This window comes from Streptomyces fungicidicus (assembly GCF_003665435.1).
In the GTDB taxonomy this organism is placed as follows: domain Bacteria; phylum Actinomycetota; class Actinomycetes; order Streptomycetales; family Streptomycetaceae; genus Streptomyces; species Streptomyces fungicidicus.
The window spans coordinates 551,607-567,286 of record NZ_CP023407.1; the positions used below are offsets into that span (position 1 = coordinate 551,607).

Annotated in this window: 14 protein-coding genes; 5 read left to right on the forward strand and 9 right to left on the reverse strand. The window is 75.1% G+C overall.

Annotated elements, in window-relative coordinates:
• The first annotated feature begins 49 nt into the window (after positions 1-49).
• The 3 genes from CNQ36_RS35690 (at position 50) to CNQ36_RS02260 (ending at position 2,303) form a co-directional block, all read left to right on the forward strand.
• Complete coding sequence (locus tag CNQ36_RS35690; RefSeq protein WP_323135671.1) at positions 50-382, forward strand: hypothetical protein; 333 nt, start codon at positions 50-52, stop codon at positions 380-382.
• Positions 383-439: 57 nt separating this feature from the next.
• Positions 440-958: a hypothetical protein gene (locus tag CNQ36_RS35695; protein WP_323135672.1), complete on the forward strand. Its 519-nt coding sequence runs from the start codon at positions 440-442 to the stop codon at positions 956-958.
• Between the two features lie 169 nt (positions 959-1,127).
• Positions 1,128-2,303, forward strand: a complete 1,176-nt coding sequence (locus CNQ36_RS02260) for a S1 family peptidase (RefSeq protein WP_121544714.1) — start codon at positions 1,128-1,130, stop codon at positions 2,301-2,303.
• A gap of 265 nt (positions 2,304-2,568) precedes the next feature.
• On the opposite strand, the gene CNQ36_RS02265 is transcribed toward CNQ36_RS02260, so the two are convergent.
• Positions 2,569-3,102, reverse strand: a complete 534-nt coding sequence (locus CNQ36_RS02265) for a snapalysin family zinc-dependent metalloprotease (RefSeq protein WP_121544715.1) — start codon at positions 3,100-3,102, stop codon at positions 2,569-2,571.
• 224 nt (positions 3,103-3,326) lie between these two features.
• Between CNQ36_RS02265 and mgrA the strand changes: the two genes are divergently transcribed.
• The gene (mgrA, locus tag CNQ36_RS02270) at positions 3,327-4,370 is read left to right on the forward strand and encodes an L-glyceraldehyde 3-phosphate reductase (RefSeq protein WP_121544716.1); all 1,044 of its coding nucleotides are present in this window, start codon (positions 3,327-3,329) and stop codon (positions 4,368-4,370) included.
• A 92-nt stretch (positions 4,371-4,462) separates the two neighbouring features.
• Positions 4,463-4,945, forward strand: a complete 483-nt coding sequence (locus CNQ36_RS02275; RefSeq protein ID WP_121544717.1) for an MSMEG_6728 family protein — start codon at positions 4,463-4,465, stop codon at positions 4,943-4,945.
• Between the two features lie 64 nt (positions 4,946-5,009).
• Here CNQ36_RS02275 and CNQ36_RS02280 read toward each other — a convergent pair whose 3' ends face one another.
• The 8 genes from CNQ36_RS02280 to bdeA form a co-directional block, all read right to left on the reverse strand.
• Positions 5,010-6,296, reverse strand: a complete 1,287-nt coding sequence (locus CNQ36_RS02280; RefSeq protein WP_004935855.1) for an ABC transporter substrate-binding protein — start codon at positions 6,294-6,296, stop codon at positions 5,010-5,012.
• Entirely contained in the window at positions 6,293-7,432 is a 1,140-nt protein-coding gene (locus CNQ36_RS02285) for a branched-chain amino acid ABC transporter permease (RefSeq protein ID WP_121544718.1), read from the reverse strand. Before CNQ36_RS02285 ends, CNQ36_RS02280 begins: the two co-directional genes overlap by 4 nt.
• Positions 7,425-8,321, reverse strand: coding sequence for a branched-chain amino acid ABC transporter permease (locus tag CNQ36_RS02290; RefSeq protein WP_121544719.1), 897 nt, complete (start codon positions 8,319-8,321; stop codon positions 7,425-7,427). The genes CNQ36_RS02285 and CNQ36_RS02290 overlap by 8 nt, the downstream gene beginning before the upstream one ends.
• Positions 8,318-9,118: an ABC transporter ATP-binding protein gene (locus tag CNQ36_RS02295; RefSeq protein ID WP_121544720.1), complete on the reverse strand. Its 801-nt coding sequence runs from the start codon at positions 9,116-9,118 to the stop codon at positions 8,318-8,320. Before CNQ36_RS02295 ends, CNQ36_RS02290 begins: the two co-directional genes overlap by 4 nt.
• Positions 9,115-9,897: an ABC transporter ATP-binding protein gene (locus tag CNQ36_RS02300; RefSeq protein WP_121544721.1), complete on the reverse strand. Its 783-nt coding sequence runs from the start codon at positions 9,895-9,897 to the stop codon at positions 9,115-9,117. The genes CNQ36_RS02295 and CNQ36_RS02300 overlap by 4 nt, the downstream gene beginning before the upstream one ends.
• A 313-nt stretch (positions 9,898-10,210) precedes the next feature.
• The gene (locus tag CNQ36_RS02305; protein WP_121544722.1) at positions 10,211-11,482 is read right to left on the reverse strand and encodes an RsbRD N-terminal domain-containing protein; all 1,272 of its coding nucleotides are present in this window, start codon (positions 11,480-11,482) and stop codon (positions 10,211-10,213) included.
• A 146-nt stretch (positions 11,483-11,628) separates the two neighbouring features.
• Positions 11,629-14,334, reverse strand: coding sequence for a helix-turn-helix transcriptional regulator (locus CNQ36_RS02310; protein WP_121544723.1), 2,706 nt, complete (start codon positions 14,332-14,334; stop codon positions 11,629-11,631).
• A 160-nt stretch (positions 14,335-14,494) separates the two neighbouring features.
• Positions 14,495-15,397, reverse strand: coding sequence for a bis(hydroxyethyl) terephthalate hydrolase (bdeA, locus tag CNQ36_RS02315; protein WP_121544724.1), 903 nt, complete (start codon positions 15,395-15,397; stop codon positions 14,495-14,497).
• Positions 15,398-15,680: the final 283 nt, after the last annotated feature.

Here is a 15,680-nt window from a genome sequence, read left to right on the forward strand (position 1 = left end):
CGGGCCGGCCGATGTGCGCCGTCCCGCCGTTCGGTGGAGCCTTGGGATCATGCGGCGCGAGGACGGACGGGACGGCGGGGACGGCGAGGTGGAGGCGGTCCTCGACGAGCTGTACACGCTGCCGCCGTCCGACTTCGTCGCGCGGCGCGAGGAGCGGGCCGCCGCCGCCCGCACCGAGGGGCGGGCCGACGACGCACGCCGCCTCCACGCGGCACGCCGGCCCACCCTCGCGGCGTGGGCGGCGAACCTGCTGCGGCGCTCCCGGCCCGACGAGGCACGGCAGTTCCTGGAGCTGGGCAGGGCGCTGCGGGAGGCCCACGCCACGCTGGACCCGAGCGCGCTGAAGGAGTTGTCCGCGCAGCGGCGGCGTATCGTCTCGTAGCTGTCCCGGCAGACCGCGGGGCTGGCCCGGGAGGCCGGGCATCCGCTCTCGGACGCGGTGCGGCGGGACGTCGAGACGACCCTGCGCGCGGTGCTCGCCGATCCGGAGGCGGCCGCGCTGTGGGACTCGGGCCGTACGGAGAGCGCGCTCACCCCTCCGTCGGGGTTCGCCGCCACCGCGGAGAGCCCGGCGCGAGAGGCGCCCCGCGCGCCGTCCGCCCCGGCGCGGCGGAGGGACGAGCCGGCCGAGCGGCGTGCGGAGCGGCAGCGGCGGCTCGACCGGGCCAGGGAAGCGGCGCGGGAGACCGAGGAACGGCTCCACGACCGCCGCACGGAGCACGAGGACGCCGGCGCCTCGCTGGAGCGGGCGCGCGAGCGGCACCGGGAGGCCGGGCGGCGGGTGTCGGCCCTGGAGGAGCAACTCCGTGAAGCACAAAGGGAGTTCGAGCGGGCGGAACGGGAGCGGCAGGAGGCCGGGGCCCGGGAAGGGGCGGCCTCGGAGGCCCTGGAGCGGGCCGGGCGCGAGGCGCGCGAAGCCGTACGGGAGGCGGAGAGGGCGGCGAAGGACGCGCGGTGACCGGCCCCTGCGGTCGTGGCGGCCCGGGCGGGCGCGCCGAATTGGGTGCCGCATTGGCATAGACCTGACACCGCCAGCTCGCTAAGCTCTGCTCGACTCACCTTGAGAGCGCTCTCACAGTGCGGTTGTTCCACCCCCACCTTGTTGGAACGACGAAGGGCAACCTTCCATGAGACGCACCCGACTCACGCATGCCTGCGTGGCCGCCCTGCTCATGATCGGCAGCTGGACCGCGGCCGGCACCCTGCCCGCCGCCGCGCAGGACGCCCCCGACTCCCCCGCCTCCCGCACCACCGACTCCGCGCCCGCCTCCACCGCCCTGCTGGAGGCGATGCAGCGGGACTTCGGGCTGAGCCGCGCCGAAGCGGTGGACCGGCTGGCCGCCGAACAGGAGGCCACCGACCTCGCGCCCGAGGCACGCAAGACCGCCGGATCCGCCTACGGCGGGGCCTGGTTCGACACCGGGACCGAGAAACTGACCGTCGCCGTCACCGAGGACGCGGGCGCCTCGACGGTCAGGGCCCTGCGCGCGTCCGGCGCCGCCGTCCGCACCGTGGAGCACAGCGCACGGCAGCTCGACGCGGCCAAGGCACGTGTCGACCGCCTCGACGCGCCCTCCGGCGTCAGCAGCTGGTCCGTGGACCCGGCCGCCAACACGGTCGTGGTGAACGTCGTCGGCGACCGGCGGGGCGACAACGATGTCCGCGCCTTCGTGGCCAAGGCCCGCGAGGCAGGCCCGGTCACCGTGCGGACGGTGCGCGCCCAGGCCGAGACGTTCGCCGCAGGCACCGTGGGCGGTGACCCCTACTACACCGGCAACGTCCGCTGCTCCATCGGCTTCTCGGTGCACGGCGGCTTCGTCACCGCGGGGCACTGCGGCGGGGCGGGCCAGCAGGTGAGGGGCTGGGACGGCTCGTACATAGGCAACTTCCAGGGCTCCTCGTTCCCGGAGAACGACTACGCCTGGGTCAACGTGGGCAGCGGCTGGTGGACGGTCCCCGTCGTGCTCGGCTGGGGCACGGTGTCGGACCAGCTGGTGCGCGGTTCGGCCGAGGCCCCGGTCGGCGCCTCGATCTGCCGCTCCGGCTCCACGACCCACTGGCACTGCGGCAGGGTGCTGGCCAAGAACGAGACCGTCAACTACAGCCAGGGCGCGGTGCGCCAGATGACGAAGACGAGCGTCTGCGCCGAGGGCGGCGACTCGGGCGGCTCGTTCATCAGCGGCGACCAGGCGCAGGGGGTCACCTCCGGCGGCTGGGGCAACTGCTCCAGCGGGGGCGAGACCTGGTTCCAGCCGGTCAACGAGATCCTCAACCGCTACGGGCTGACGCTGCACACCGCCTGACCGACCGCCACGACGCGAACGGGCCCGCCGGACGACGGGGGGCCCGTTCCCGTGCCTCCCCCAGCCGCCGGCAATGCCGCGAGCCCCGTCCCGGATTCCGGGACGGGGCTCGTGAAATGAGCGCCGGGCAGGCCTTGCACCTGCATCTCCCCGCAGGAAGCGGGGCGTCTTTCCTTGGACCACCAACGCACAGCCGGGCTCGGGAGGCTTCCTTCGCCGTGACCTGGGACCACCATAGCGGTAGTCGTCCCATCAGTCACATCGGTCACATGAGCACCCCGGCGCGGGCGTTCTCGAAGTTCTTCTCGACCTGCGCGCGCTCCGCCGCGCTCGGGTAGGGGTTCGTGCACGAGAGGCCGGCGCTGGCGCCCGACATCAGGCTGGAGCAGGGGCCGGGCTTGCGGTCCGGCAGGCCCAGCATGTGGCCGAGTTCGTGGGCCGTCACGCGGACCGTGTAGTACCCCTGGTCCATGGCCTGGCGTCCCAGGTAGACGGTGCCGCCGCCCAGGGAGGAGGGCAGGGAGCGCGGCCAGCCGTTGTCCGCCACGATCCGTACGTCGGCGCGCTGCCCGGACGCGGCCGGACGCAGTTCGACGGACTCGACGCTCTTGTTCCAGATCGCCGCGCCCCGGTCGACCGCGGCCTTGAACTCCGCGGCGCCGCTCGTGTCATAGGTGATCACCCCGGCGGCCGCCGGACCGGTGTCTCCGGACGGGACGGCCTCGGCCGGACCGGTGAGGGCGGGGCCGGAGAGCACGAGAACAGCGGCCAGGCCGCCGGTCAGCGTACGGAGATGCATGGTCGACCTCCTTGTGGGGGCAGGGCGGTCTCGCTCTTGCCGTTGCCGCCTCGACTGCCCCCCGGCGCGGTCTCCAATCCCGCGTCCCGGCCGCCCGCCCATTCAGAAGCCGTGCTGCTGAATGCCATGGCGGGGATCGGTTGGACTTCCCGATCGGGCGGGGGCACTGTGGCAAGGATCAACACGTTCCCCCCGGCCCCACTCGCACCACCGGAGACCAGCCGATGAACCACCTCGCCCATCCCGACCGCTACGACGGCACCATGCGCTACCGGCGCACCGGCCGCTCGGGGCTCGACCTCCCCCTGCTATCCCTGGGCTACTGGCACAACTTCGGCGACGACAAGCCCTTCGAGACCCAGCGCGAGATCGCCCTGCGCGCCTTCGACCTGGGCATCACCCACCACGACCTGGCGAACAACTACGGTCCGCCCTACGGCTCCGCCGAGATCAACTTCGGCCGGCTGATGCGGCAGGACCTGGCGCCGTACCGGGACGAGCTGGTGGTCTCCACCAAGGCCGGCTGGGACATGTGGCCCGGCCCGTACGGCCAGGGCGGCGGCTCCCGCAAGTACCTGCTGGCCTCGCTGGACCAGTCCCTGAAGCGCATGGGCCTGGAGTACGTGGACATCTTCTACTCCCACCGGCTGGACGCCTCCACTCCGCTCGAGGAGACGATGGGCGCCCTCGACACGGCGGTCCGCCAGGGCAAGGCGCTCTACGTCGGCATCTCCTCGTACGACGCCGACCGCACCCGCGAGGCCGTGGCCATCCTCCGCGACCTCGGGACGCCGCTGCTGATCCACCAGCCGTCCTACAACATGCTGAACCGCTGGATCGAGACGGACGGCCTGCTGGACGTGGCCCAGGAGGAGGGCTTCGGGATCATCGGCTTCACCGCGCTCGCGCAGGGCATGCTGACCGGGCGCTACCTGGACGGCGTCCCGGAGGACTCCCGGGCGGCGGCGGGCAAGTCGTTCGACACGGCCTGGCTGACGGACGACATGCTGCGCAGGCTGCGCGCCCTCAACGACATCGCGGCCCGGCGCGGACAGACCCTCGCCCAGATGGCGCTGGCCTGGGCGCTGCGGGACCCGCGGGTCACCTCGCTGGTCATCGGCGCGTCCCGGACTGAGCAGCTGGAGCAGAACGTCGCCGCGCTGGAGAACCTCGACTTCGGCGCCGAGGAGCTGGCCGAGATCGACAAGTACGCCACCGAGGGCGGCGTCGACCTGTGGCGCGAGGCGCGTCTGGGCACGCTGGGCTGAGCCGACGGCGGGCCGCGCGGGTGTGGGCCGCCGCGGACGGGGAACTGCGGAGCGGTGAGCCCGGTGGGCACCCTCACAGTTCGGACGGTCCCATGCAGACCTTTCTGCCGTACCCCGACTTCTGCGAGTCGGCGCTGGCGCTCGACCGGCGCCGGCTCGGCAAGCAGCGGGTCGAGGCGCTCCAGGTGCTGCGGGGGCTGACCGTCCCGGGCTACGGGTGGCGCCGCCATCCCGCGGTGCGCATGTGGACCGGCTACGAGGAGGCCCTGGTCCGGTACGGCCTGGAGATCTGCCGGGTCTGGCGGGACCGGGGCCATCAGGACAGCTGTGCCGCCACCCTCGTGGCCGATCTCGCCGCCGTGCGGCCCGGCGCGCCGGTGCGCGGTCAGCGGGAGCTGGCCGACGCGGGTGAGCTGCCGCCCTGGCTGGGGGACGACGCGGTGCACCGCAGCCACCGCTCGGCACTGGTCCGCAAGGACCCGGCCGTCTACGCGGACCTCTTCCCCGGGAAGCCGGACGATCTGCCGTACGTCTGGCCGTCCTCCGACCGCGATCCGGAGGCGGCCGGGGACTGACCGGGGACTGACCCGCCCGGCCGGCGGGCGGGTCAGTCCCCGGCGTCCCGGCTCGCGGGACGTGTCAGTGCGCGGAGAGGTACTCCTCGACGCCCGGCGCCGCGTGCGCGTCCTCCGCGACGACCACACCGCCGACCGCCTCGGCGTCGGGCTTCAGCACATACGTCTCGACGCTCGCGGGGCGGTCCACGTCGGAGAAGTCCTGAGGGGTGCCGAGGCCGGTGTCCGCGTTCGTCTGCGCGCGGTGCGCCTTGACCACGTCCTCGCGGGAGAGGCCGCCCGCCTCGCAGGCCGCCTTCAGGTCGGCGCCCATGAGCTCGGCGGCGTTGTACCCGGACAGCACACCGGAGTCGACGGGCGAGTCCGGGTACTTCTTCCCGTAGGCCGCCACCATCCTCTTGACGCCGGGCAGGTCGGAGCTGACCGCGGGTGCGGCGCTGACCACGCTGAGCATCGCCGCCAGGGCGGGCGCGGCCGGGGTCTTCATCAGCTGGGGCGCGAAGCCGGGCGCGCTGCTGACGACGGGGACCTTCAGACCGCGGGAGGCGGCGACGCCGACCAGGGAGGCGGTCTGCGCGGGGCCGGCGCTGACCAGGATCGCCTTCACGCCCTCCTTGCGCAGGGCGGAGACCTGCGCCGACAGGTCGGTGTCCGTCGCCTTGATCTTCTGGCCCGCCACCTTCAAACCGGCCTTCCGGGCCGCCCAGGTGGCCCCTTCCAGCGCGTTGGCGCCGTAGTCGCCCTCGAAGTAGACGTGGCCGATCGTGTCGCCCTTCTTCAGGCCCTTGGTGCGGGTGAGGAACTCGACCGCGGCGATCATGTCGACGTCGTAGGTGGTGCCGAGCACCTGGATGGCGTCCTTGCCGAGCAGCGAGGCCGCCCAGGCCTGCGGGAAGGTGAGCATCTTGTCCCGCTCGATGTCGTCGAGCAGGGCGGCGACCACCGGGGATCCGATGACCTGGGGCAGCGCCACGACGTCCGGGGCGATGTCGGCGTAGGCGGTGACCGCCTTCTGCACGTCGTAGCCGTGGTCCTTGACGACGATCTCCACCTTGCGGTCGCAGATGCCGCCCTTGGCGTTGACCTCGTCGGCCCACATCTGCTGCGCCTGCACGATGCTCTTGCCCAGCGTGGCGTACGGGCCGGTCAGGTCGGTGAGGGCGCCGAGTCTGATGGTGTCGGCGCCGACGCCGGGGCCGGTGCGGACGCCGTCGGCGGCCTTCCCGCCCTTGTCGCCGTCGTCCGCCTTGGAGCTGCAACCGGTGGCCGCGAGCAGCAGGGCGAGGGCGCCGGCGAGGACGGTCCCGGCGGTGCGGTGCCGGTTGCGGTGCCTGTGGTGCGTGGTGTTCACGGGGTGTGCTCCTTGGGTCGCGCGGAGGGTTGCGGAGGCGTGGGTACGGCGGTCTCCGGGGCGGGGGTACGGGGGCGGCGGCGCCGTGCGCGGTCCCGGACCCGGCGGGCCAGGCCGTGCAGACCGTCGGGTGCGTACAGCAGGACCAGGACGATCGCCGCGCCGTAGAGGTAGCGGGCCGCCTCGGTGGGGCCCACGGCGCCCTCGGCGGAACCCGGGGCGGTCACCAGCGGGAGCTGGTCGGCGTACCGGGTCATCAGCAGCGGCAGCGCGGTGACGAAGACGGCGCCGGCGGTGGCTCCGGCGACGGAGCCGAGGCCGCCGATGACGATCATGGCGAGGTAGTCGACGGAGAGGGCGAGGGAGAAGTAGTCCGGGACGACGCGGCGGAAGGCGAGCGCGAGGAGCACGCCGGCGAGGCCGGCGTACATCGAGGACACCACGAAGGCCGCGGAGCGGTGGCGGGCGACGTCGACGCCCATCACGGAGGCGGCGGTCTCGCTGTCGCGCAGGGCGGCCAGCGCCCGGCCGGGCCGGCCGCGCTGCAGGCCGCGGGCGGTGAACCAGGTGAACGCGAAGAGGGCGAGGCCCAGGAACCACAGCCGCTCCTCCGCGCCGAACGGCACGCCCAGCACGGTCAGTTCGGGGTCGCTCTCCGTGAAGGCGAACCCGCCCAGGGTCAGCGGGGGCACGGAGCGGCCGTTGAAGCCGCCGGTGACGGAGTCCGCGGTCAGCAGGACGTGGTGGCCGAGGAAGACCAGCGCGAGGGTGGCGATGCCCAGGTAGATGCCCTTGACGCGGGCGGCGACGGGGCTGAACAGTCCGCCGGCCGCTCCGGCGAGCAGTACCGCGAGGAGCGCGGCGAGGGCCGGCGGAAGTCCCGGTCCCGGTTCGCCCGCGAGCCAGGCGTAGCCGTAGGCGCCGACGGCGAGGAAGAAGGCGTGGCCGAGGGAGAGCTGGCCGGCGGTGCCGCTGAGCAGGGCGAGGCCGACGGCGCCGATGGCCGCCGCCATGGAGAACAGTCCGATGCGCAGCCAGAAGGCGTCCAGGTAGAACGGCGGCAGGCAGAGGACGACGGCGAACAGCAAGAGCGCGGCTCTGCGGCGGGTGAGGGCGGCGAGGAGTCGGTCAGACACGGGCCGCTCCCTTCGCGCCGAACAGCCCGGTGGGCCGTACCAGGAGGACCAGCAGCATCACGGCGTACGGGGCGACGTCGCCGAAGCCCTCGCCGAGGATGTGGAGGTCGGACTGGTAGCCGACGACGAGCGCCTCGGTCAGGCCGATGATCAGGCTGCCCGCGAGGGCGCCGGCCGGGGAGGCCAGGCCGCCGAGGATCGCGGCGGGGAAGGCGTTGAGGGCGATCTGGCCGGTGGTGCGCTCCAGTCCGGGCGCGGGGAACGCGGCGAGGAACACGGCGGCCAGCGCGGCGAGCGCGCCCGCCAGGCACCAGGCGCCCGCGCGCACCCGGCCGAGCCGTACGCCCATCAGGGCGGCCGCCTCCAGGTCCTCCGCCGCCGCCCGCAGGGACAGCCCCCAGGAGGTGTACCGGAAGAGCGCGAACACCGCGCCGATGACCACGGCCGACACCACGATCGCGGCGAGCCGGCTGTCGGCGACGGTCAGCGGCCCCAGCCGGGTCACGGAGTCGCCCCACGGGTCGCCCAGGGACAGCAGGTCGCCGCCGATGCGCCGGGCCAGGTCGGTGAGCAGGACGATGTCGATGCCGATGGTGACGATGGTCTGCACATGGGCGGAGTGGGCGTCCTGGCCGCCGCGTTGCAGCAGGAAGCGGTCGAGGGCGCCCGCGAGGGCGGCGGTGGTGAGGACCGCCAGCGCGAGCGCCCCGGCGAAGCCCAGGTCGTCGTGCAGGACGGCGGTGAGGTAACCGCCGAACAGCAGCAGGGAGCCGTGGGCGAAGTTGAGGACGCCCGAGGCCTTGAAGATGACGACGAAGCCGAGGGCGACCAGGGCGTAGACCGCGCCGAGTGCCAGTCCGCCGAGGATGTTGTCGAGGAATGCCGTCATGCCGCGTCCTCCCCGGTCGCGTCGGTGCCGAGGTAGGCGCGCAGCACCTCGGGGTCCTGCCGGACCTCGTCGGGGGTGCCGTGGGCGATGGCCCGGCCGAAGTCGAGCACGGTGACGTCGTCGGCGAGACGCATCACGAGGCCCATGTCGTGCTCCACCAGCACGATGGAGAGGCCGAGTTCGGCGCGGAGTTCGCCCACCGTCTCGGCGGTGCGGGCGCGTTCGGCGGCGTTCATGCCGGCCACGGGTTCGTCGAGGAGCAGCACGCGGGGCTCCAGGCAGAGGGCGCGGGCGAGTTCGACGCGCTTGCGGTCGCCGTACGACAGCAGGCCGACGGGGCTGTCGAAGTGGGCGCCGAGACCGGTGAGTTCCGCGATCTCGCGGGCCCGTTCGAGGTGCTGGGACTGCTCGCGCCGGGCGCCCGGCAGGCGCAGGGCGGTGGCGGTGAAACCGGCGCGGGTGAGGGCGTGGCGACCGAGCATGAGGTTGTCGGCGACGGTGCCGTGGGTGGTGACGATGTTCTGGAAGGTGCGGGCCACTCCGAGCGCGGCGACGCGGTGCGGGGCGAGCCGGGTCAGCTCGGCGCCGCCGAGCGTCACCGTGCCGGAGGCCGGGCGGCGCAGGCCCGACAGCACGTTGAAGCAGGTGGACTTGCCTGCGCCGTTGGGTCCGATGAGGGCGTGCACCGAGCCGGGGGTGACGGTGAAGGAGACGCCGTCGAGGGCGGTGAGTCCTGCGAAGCGCACGGTGACGTCCCGCACGTCGAGCACGGGCGGCGCGGTGGTGCGGTCGGTCACGCCGCCCCCTGGTCCTCGGCCGGCTCGCCCAGGTAGAGGCGGCGTACGGCGTCGGTGCGGGCGAGTTCGGCGGCGGGGCCGGACAGGCGGGTCTCGCCGACCTCCAGGACGTGGGCGTGGTCGGCGAGGGAGAGCGCCATGCCGGCGTTCTGTTCGACGAGGAGTACGGCGGTGCCCTGGGTGTTGATCTCGCGGATCACCTCGGCGATCCGATACACCATCTGCGGCGCGAGGCCGAGGGACGGCTCGTCGAGGAGCAGCAGGCGGGGCGCGGCCATCAGGGCGCGGCCGATGGCGAGCATCTGCTGCTCGCCCCCGGAGAGCAGGCCGGCGGCCTGGTGGGTGCGTTCGGCGAGCCGGGGGAAGAGCGTGAAGACCCGGTCGCGGGCCTCCTGTACCTGGGTGCGCCCGCGCCGGCCGAGGCCGAGCCCGCCGGAGCGCAGGTTCTCTTCGACGGAGAGCCCGGCGAAGACCCGCCGTCCCTCGGGGACCTGGACGACTCCGGCGCGTACGGCCGCGACGGGGTCCTTTCCGTCGAGCACCGTGTCGCCGTAGCGGATGCGGCCTGCCGTGATCGCGCCGCGGTGCAGGCGCAGTGTGCCGGACACGGCCCGCAGCAGGGTCGTCTTGCCCGCGCCGTTGGCGCCGAGCAGCGCGACGACGGTGCCGGGCGGCACGGTCAGGGACACGGAACGGAGGGCGGACAGCGCGCGCCCGTACGCCACGTCGACGTTCTCGACGTGCAGCGCGGGCGGGGTGTCCGGTGGTGCTTCGGGCATCACGGCTCCTCGGGGCCGGGCCGCGCGGGGCGGCTGCGGCTTCGGGGGAAGGGATGCCTCACGACAACACGGGGCGGGCGACGGGTACAGGTTCCGGCGCCCGCACGCTGCGGCGTACCAACGGGGGCGGGCGGGGGTTGTGCGGGTGCCCATGCACGAACAGCGCCCCCCGACCTGCCCCTCACCGGCCCCGACAGCCCCCCATCCCGTCAGGAACACGCCTGCCCGCGGCTGCGTGCGGCTGGGCGCGGCATCGTGTCGGGGGTGGGGGGCTGCGTTCCGTCTCCTCGGCTGCTCGCAGGCGGGTGGTGGGTCAGGTTTGGCGGGGGTGGGGCAGGACGGTGCGGGCTGTCAGGGCGAGGCCGGCTTCGATCAGGTCGGTGGGGCGGGAGAGGGAGCGGCCCGTGAGCTGCTCGTAGCGGCGGAGGCGGTTGAGGACGGTGTTGCGGTGGCAGTACAGGCGCCGGCTCGCCCGCTGCGCCGAGCCGTCACAGGCCAGCCAGGTGGCAAGGGTGTCCAACAGGACCTCCGCGTCGGCGGGTTCGAGGTGGGCCAGCGGGCCCAGCAGCCGCTCGGCCAGCGCGGCCCCGAGGCCGGGACTCGACACCACCAGCGCCGCCGGCAGGTGCTCGGTCAGCCGGATCGTGCCGCCCGTGCCGGGGCACAGGCTCAGCGCGGTGTCCGCCAGCCGCCGCGCCTCCCCCACGGCGGACAGCCCCGCGACGACGCTGCTGACGCCCACCCGCACTCCGGGCGGCTGTTCCTCCGGCACGACCGGCTCCTCACCGTCCCCGACGGGGACGATGCCGTAGTCGGCGTCCACACCGGTGTGCCAGTGCACGCGCACACCCGGACCGAGGACCGCCTGGGCACCGGAACAACCGGTGGGCCCGCCGCCGGCGACCGCGACCACCGCGAACCGCCCGTGCTCCGGCAGGTCCAGCGCCTGCGCGGCCTCGGGCAGGTCGGCGATCCGGCTCGTGCCGTCCAGCAGCGCCGCGGCCAGCAGCCGCACCCTGTTCTCCCGCCGCCACGCCAGTTGCCGCTCGGTCTGCCGGTAGGCGTCCGCGACGAGGGTGCAGTGCTCGTCGACGAAGTTCCACACGTCGGACGCCACGTGCACCAGCAGCCGTACGTCCTCGGGCGCCGCCCTGGACGTCTCGTCGACCAGGCCCTGCCACACCAGCGAGCCGCCCAGCCGGAAGGCGTGCAGCAGCGCGTCCAGGGGCAGTCCCTGCTCGGCGCGCGTGGCGCCGATCTTCCAGGAGCAGCGGCGGGCCGCGTCCCGGGCGCCGCGCGGGTCGAGCAGCGAGGAGATGCTGTGCCGCAGCGAGCGGTGCACCTCCTGCCAGGTCGTGGTGGCGTCCCCCTCGATCGCGGCCCGGTAGGCGGGCTCCTGCTCCTGCAGTGCGGCGACCAGCCGGTCGGTGAGCTGAGGCAGGTCGTCCAGCAGCACACGGGCGGCCCGGTGCAGCACGCGCAGCGCGTCGGCGTCGATCAGCGACCGCACGCGCGGGGTCCGGGGCAGCGGTGCCGGCATGGGTCCGGAACGCGGCAGGGTACGTGGTCGTACGGCGTGTCGCATCGCGCATCTCCCCCAGGGTCGTCTTCCCGGCGGTGCCCGCGCGGCGGCGGTCCCCTTACCGGCGCCCGGCCGGTACGGGGAGCCCGTGGGCCGGCCGCCGTCGGACTCGTCCTGCCCCGAAGGATGACATACCGTCCGGTCGGTCCCTAGAGTTGTGCACCGGTCTTTTCCGTCTGGCCGACCAGGCGGACGAGTTCGACCCGGGAGCGGACGCCGAGGAGGGCGAACACGTTCCGCAGGTGGTAGTCGACGGTGCGGGTGCTGACGGACAGGCTCAGGGCCACCTCCCGGTTGGTGGCGCCCTGGGCGACGCACCGCGCGATCCGCAGTTGCTGCGGGGTCAGCCGGGACAGCTCCCCCGCCCCGGCGCCCGCCGGGGCCGCGCCGCCCGCCCGCAGCTCGGCGGCCGCCTGCTGCGCCCACAGGCGCGCCCCGCACCCCTCGAAGCCCCTGAGCGCCTCCCCGAGATGGGTCCGCGCCTCGCCCGGCCGGCGCCGGCGGCGCAGCCACTTGCCGCAGAGCAGTTCCGTGCGCGCCCGTTCGAAGTCGCCCGCCGTCTCCTCGTGACGGTCCAGGGCGCGCAGGTACAGCGGGCCGGCCGCGTCCGCCCCGGCCAGCAGCGCCCGGCAGCGCAGGAGTTGGGCGGGGGCCTGCGGGTCGGCCCCGCAGGCGGCCCACAGGGCGAAGTCCTCGACGGCCTCCGGAGCGAGGTCGGGCCGGCCGGCGAGCACGGCGGCCTCCACGAAACAGGGGACGGCGAGCATCCAGACCGCGAAGTGGCCGCGCCGGGCACCCGGGCGGACCAGCGGGCCGAGCCGTTCCGCGGCCTCCCGGGGACGGCCGGCGCCCAGGTCGGCGCGGGCCGCGGCCCACTGGGCGAGCGTCGCGGCCTGGGACAGTCCGTGCCGGCGGGCGGTGCACAGGGCCGCCGCCACATGGTCGGCGACGACCTCCTTCTCTCCCTCGATCGACGCGGCGAGCGCCAGTACCGCGTGGTGGTGGGCGGCCGTGTTGCGCTGCCCGGTCCGCCGTGCGGTGCGCAGTCCCTCCTCGGCGTGGGTCCGGGCGAGCTGGTGCCGCCCGGACCGCAGTTCGGCGTACGCCAGGTACTCCAGGGCCCTCGGTTCGAGGGCGGCGGAACCGGCGGTGCGGGCCGCGGCGAGAGCCCGTGCTCCCGCCCGGCGGGCGGCGGTCGTGTCGCCGAGCATGAGGGCGGCGGAGGCGGACCGCAGCAGCCGCTGGGGTTCGTCGCAGGCCAGTCCTCGCTCGACCACCCGCCGCAGCGGCCCGGCGGCCCGGTCGAACCGCCCCAGCAGCACGGCCCGCATTCCCTCCTGGTGATCACGCAGCACCGAGCGGGGGCCGCCTGCCGTCGGCCCGGAAGGGGGCGCCCCCGTGGGGGCGAGGGCGCGCAGGCAGGACGCCGGGTCGCCCGCGGCCCAGGCCGCGTCCGCCGCCCCGAGGGCGGCGGTGCCGGCGGCCTCGTCGTCGGCACCCGCCAGCAGACCCGCGGCGAGCAGGAAGGACTCGCGGGCGTCGTCCACCGGCCCGTCGGCGAGGAGGACCGCGCCGCGCAGGAGTTCCGCGCTGCCGCGGGACGGGGCGGGCGCCGGACGGCTCCGGGCGGCGTCGAGCAGCCGCAGGGCCTCCGGCGAGTGCCCGGCGAGGACGGCCTGTTCGGCGGCGGCGGTGTAGCGGTGGGCCCGCTCCGCGCCGTCCGCCGTCAGCTCGGCGGCGCGGGCGAGCGCCCTGCGGCGCGGGCCCGGCGGCAGCGCGGTGGCCGGGTCCGACGCTGCCGCCGCCAGTGCCGCCGCGAGGGCGGGGGCGGGACCGGTGACGGCCCAGGAGCGGTGCAGCAGCGCGTGCACGCCGTCCACGCCGGTGTCCGGCAGACACCCGGCGAGTGCGCGGTGCGCGGCACGGCGCAGGTCGGGCGGGGCGCCGGCGTACACCGCCCGGCCCAGCAGCGCGCTGCGGTACCCGATCCGGCCCTCGGAGAGGACGAGCGCCTCGGGCAGCGGTTCGTCCCCGCCGGCCCCGGCTGCCCGCCGTACGAGGTCCGCGGCGGCGTCCGGCTCGCCGGTGGCGCGGGCGGCGGCCGCCGCCGTCAGCAGCAGGCCGGCCCGGTCCGGCGGTACGCCCGTCAGGGACCCGCCGGCCACCCCGGCGAGGACCTCCCCGTCGGCCAGCGGGCGGGGCAGCGCCCGGCGACCGCCGAGCTGGGCCGGGGACAGCCGGCCGACCAGCGCCAGCAGCAGGGCGGGGTTGCCCTCCGCCGCCGTCACCAGCTCCTCGCGGACGTCGGGGTCGACCGCGCCGTCGGTCGTGTCGTCGACGAGCCGTGCCGCCTCCCCGGGGGCGAGGGGACCGAGCCTGAGCAGCGGCAGTTCCGCCAGCTCCGGGTCGACGGGCCGGTGTCCGGCGACCGTGAGGAGCAGTCCCGCCCGGATCCCCGACGCCCGCACCCGCAGGGCCGCCTGCCCGAGCGCGGCGCGGGACGCGGCGTCCCACAGGTGCGCGTCGTCCACGCACACCAGGGGCGGCGCCGCGCCGGCCGCCGCGCGCAGGACGTCGAGCAGCGCGTCCCCCGCCATGGCGCCCCCGGGGGCGGGCCCGGAGCGGCCGGCGGCGCGCAGCAGGGTGCGCAGACCGCTCAGCGGCGGCGCGCATCGCCCGGAGCCCGCGCGGACGTGCCACACGGGCCCGCCGCGGAACGAACGGGCGGCGTACTCGAGGAACGCCGTACGTCCGCAACCGGGTTCGCCGGTCACGACGTGGACGCCGCCGTCGGTGCGCAGCCCGTCCAGGAGCCGGTGGACCGCGTGTCGTCGTGGGGTCGTCTGTCCGGTCATTCACTCGACGTTACTCACGCGTAAGGAGAGGTGGAGGGAGCGCGTCCACCTGTGTGCCGCGGCCCAGGGCGGCCGGGGTGCGGCGGTGCGCCCGCACAACGCCGGTGGCGGCCCGCGTCGTGCGCGGACCGCCACCGGGCCGTTCGTTGTGGCCTTGTCGTCAGGAGGTGTGCGGGCAGTTGCCCCGGGACTCCTCGATCGTCAGGCTCGGCCGGGGCAGCGGGCACAGGAACTGCTCGTAGCGGGTGTCGTTGTCGATGAACCGCTTCAGCCAGGAAATGCTGTACTTCGCGATCGTCGTGTTCGACGAGTTGGGGGTGAAGTGGGTGGCGCCGTTCAGCTCCAGGTAGGCCCGGTCGAGGGAGGACGGCAGGCCGGTGTACAGGGGTTCGGCGTGGGTGGCGACCGGGGCGACCGTGTCGCCGTCGGCGCCGAAGAGAAGGGTGGGGGTGCGGACCTCGGGCCAGGTCTTGTCGAGGTTCCAGGGCGTCAGCGGGATCGCCGCCTGCAGCGAGGGCCTGTCCTTGGCCGCCTCGAGGGTTCCGCCGCCGCCCATGGAGTGGCCCATGACGCCGAGCCGGCTGCTGTCGATGCGGCCGCGGACCGCGCTGCGCTGGGTGAGGTAGTCCAGCGCGGCGAGGAGCTGGTCGCCGCGGGAGGCGGGCTGGTCGAGGGTGGTGTTGGTGTCGATGGTGAAGACCACGAAGCCCTGGGAGGCCAGGCGCGGGCCCAGCCAGGCGATGGAGGACTGGTAGGCGGTGAAGCCGGGCGAGACGGCGATCGCCCCGAAGGTGCCGTCGGCGGTGCTGGTCGGGTAGTAGATGGTGCCGCCGCCGAAGCCGGTCACGGAGAGCGAGGAGACCGAGGTCTCCGACACGGCGTAGGGGCCGCGCAGCGCCTCGATGCTCGATTCGGTCGGCGCCGGGCCGCGCTCGTAGGGGTTGTCCGCCGCGTGGGCGCCGGGGCCGCCGAGGGTGGTGAGACCGACGACCGCGGCGACGGCCGCGGCCAGTGCGGCGAACCGGCCGGTCCGGCGTCCGCCGGTGTGGGGGTGCTGCTGCACGACGAGTGGTCCTCTCTGTCGCGGCGAGCCGCCGGCCGGCCGGTGCACGGGGGTCCTGGCGTGGGTTGGGGCCGTGCCCGGCCGGGGGCGCCGCCGATGGGCTGGCGGTGCCACTGTCGGAGAGGAGAGGGGGCGCGGGCACCGGCAATGTCACCGGTCTCGTGCGCCGCGCCGGGCCGCGCACCCCCGCCCCCGGAACCGCGTCGGCGGTCCGGGGGGCGGGAACAGGCGTGACTCACGCACCGCGTGCGGGGGCGTGCCGGGGAGGAGAGGACGGGCTCGC